A 2,170-nucleotide genomic window follows, 5' to 3' on the forward strand; every position below is an offset into this window, starting at 1 on the left:
AGGAACCTATTTGCTGCACCGGCATATTCAGGCCCACAAAAGGCAAGAAATATATTATATCGGCATGGGTAAGGGAAACCGGTAACGAACTTGCCTACACTTTTAATGACCCTTCCATAACGGTTGACAATGCAACATTTAACACATCGGGAAACATTATCGACGGATGGCAGCGTATTTACGGCGAATTTACGGTGTCTGCAACTGCTACCAACCTAACCCTGGTATTTAACAAAGGCACTCACGACACCTATTTCGACGATATAAGGATATATCCTGCTGATGGGAAAATGACCACCTATGTTTATGACAGGAACACCCAAAAACTAACTTTCACCAACGACGAAAACAACTACTTCACCAAATATAATTACGACGGTGAAAACAACGTGCAATCAATAAGCAAAGAAACCGAGCAGGGAGTGCTCACAACAAAAGAAGCCCGTAGTTCAACCTATAAAGCGCCATGAAAAAACTGATCTGCCTTTTTTTTATGACGATACCTGTTGCCGCGATAGCGCAAAAGGCCCTGTTTTTGAACGAATTTAACGGAGTGAATAACTGGTTTTTCAGCCAGTCGAAGATCACCGTCGCTCAGAAATATTTCTATTACGCCGATTCGGCAATGACACACCCGGCCGACTCATCAGTGATCATGATCACCCGGAATTATACCGCTATTGATTATAAAGGGAATGGTTTAGAATCGTTCAGCGACAGCGGCTATATGGTAAAACTAAACCAGGCAGGCGGGTATATGATCGTCTCGAAAACAGCGAAAATCGATTCCACCCAACTGAAAGCCGTATTCAGCCAGGGCTTTTCGGGATTTACCTCATTCATCAAAAAAGTTGAGCCTAACGGCTTTATCGCTTGGGAACTGTCCGGGGGAAAAGCCGGGATAACTTCGGCAATATTGCTATTGGATTTAAAAGCACATCAAATAAAATCGCTCCTCGTGTTTATGGCCGCAAATCACCCGCTTGTACGCACGTTAAAAAAAGCCGGGCAGGCAACCGTCCCAACCGTAATCATCAAAGTAGATTATGAATACCTGCCCGATACCGGTCAAAATAATTCAGGAACGCTAAGCGACTTTATCAACATAAATGCCGTCAATATTGCACCGTCCGAAAAATATAAAGGCTATCGGATAAAATTAATACCCGGAAAACAATGAAAAGAAACCTGCTCTTCATTCTTTTTTCTTTAAGCTTTACAGCCCTTTTTGGGGGTACGGGGCCTAAAATCAATTTCCCCTTTAACGGGATCAATTTTATCGTCAATAATAACACCAACCAGCCGGTAATGCAGGCAACCGCGCCGGGCAGTGTAAACTGGGCAGCGCAGGTAAATTCGGGCCAGGAGTTTTACGCATTTGCAAATACGCTGGAGCTTTATCAATATGAAACTACCGATCTCCCGGTAAATTTTGAATATGATTTGACCATTAAAGGCGAACTTAAATACCAGCTATTGGGCAGCGCCGCTTTTAGTTCTCAGATCGTGGAATTGCATATCAACAATCATACGCAGGGCAGCAGCCAGCGGATTGATTTTTTTAGTTACTCAAACGCGTACAACTCAACCTATACCATTCAGTCGGTTACTTTAACCGGCACGCCGCCGGCGGGTACTGACCTATACACCGCGGTAAGCAGGATCGTAGAGTTGAACCTCAGCATCACCCAAACACATTATGTCCAGCCAAATTTAAACCTGCCGGTTTCGGTCACTTCGGGCAATTGCGTCGACGGTATCTCTAACGAACTGGTTATCAGCTGGCCCTTAGTTCCATATGCGGAGGATTATGAACTTGAAATTTTATATGTTGATGACTATAGTACGGATGGCACCCCGCTGCCCCAATCGGCCATACGATACGACTTTGCTGAAAATGCCACGAGAATAGTACTTAAGCAATTGTTTTACAGGCTGCCAATTGTATATGACAGGGGATATGTACTCTATCGGATTCGCCCGGTAGGAAGGGGCGGACCATTATGGGATAAAAGGATACCGGGACCATGGTCGGGCGGTACCGTATCTGGTACGGTCAATAATTTCCCGGCCAAACTGTATATATCAGCAAACTGGGCCCATACCCGGAACACTTTGAACTGGCAGCTTACCACTACCTTTGCCGAAGACGGTAAACGAAAAGACGTTG

The 2,170-nt window shown here is 44.8% G+C and carries 3 protein-coding genes; all 3 read left to right on the plus strand.

The genetic code is table 11. The features are described from left to right. On the plus strand, positions 1-470 hold a 470-nt coding region (locus tag QZY09_RS01685; protein WP_295667378.1), incomplete at its 5' end, for a hypothetical protein. After that, positions 467-1,180 (plus strand): hypothetical protein, encoded by a 714-nt coding sequence (locus QZY09_RS01690; RefSeq protein WP_295667381.1) that lies wholly within the window; start codon positions 467-469, stop codon positions 1,178-1,180. The genes QZY09_RS01685 and QZY09_RS01690, both read left to right, overlap by 4 nt. After that, the coding region (locus tag QZY09_RS01695; RefSeq protein WP_295667383.1) for a hypothetical protein at positions 1,177-2,170 on the plus strand (994 nt) is incomplete at its 3' end. The genes QZY09_RS01690 and QZY09_RS01695, both read left to right, overlap by 4 nt.

The organism is uncultured Mucilaginibacter sp., assembly GCF_903913935.1.
In the GTDB taxonomy this organism is placed as follows: domain Bacteria; phylum Bacteroidota; class Bacteroidia; order Sphingobacteriales; family Sphingobacteriaceae; genus Mucilaginibacter.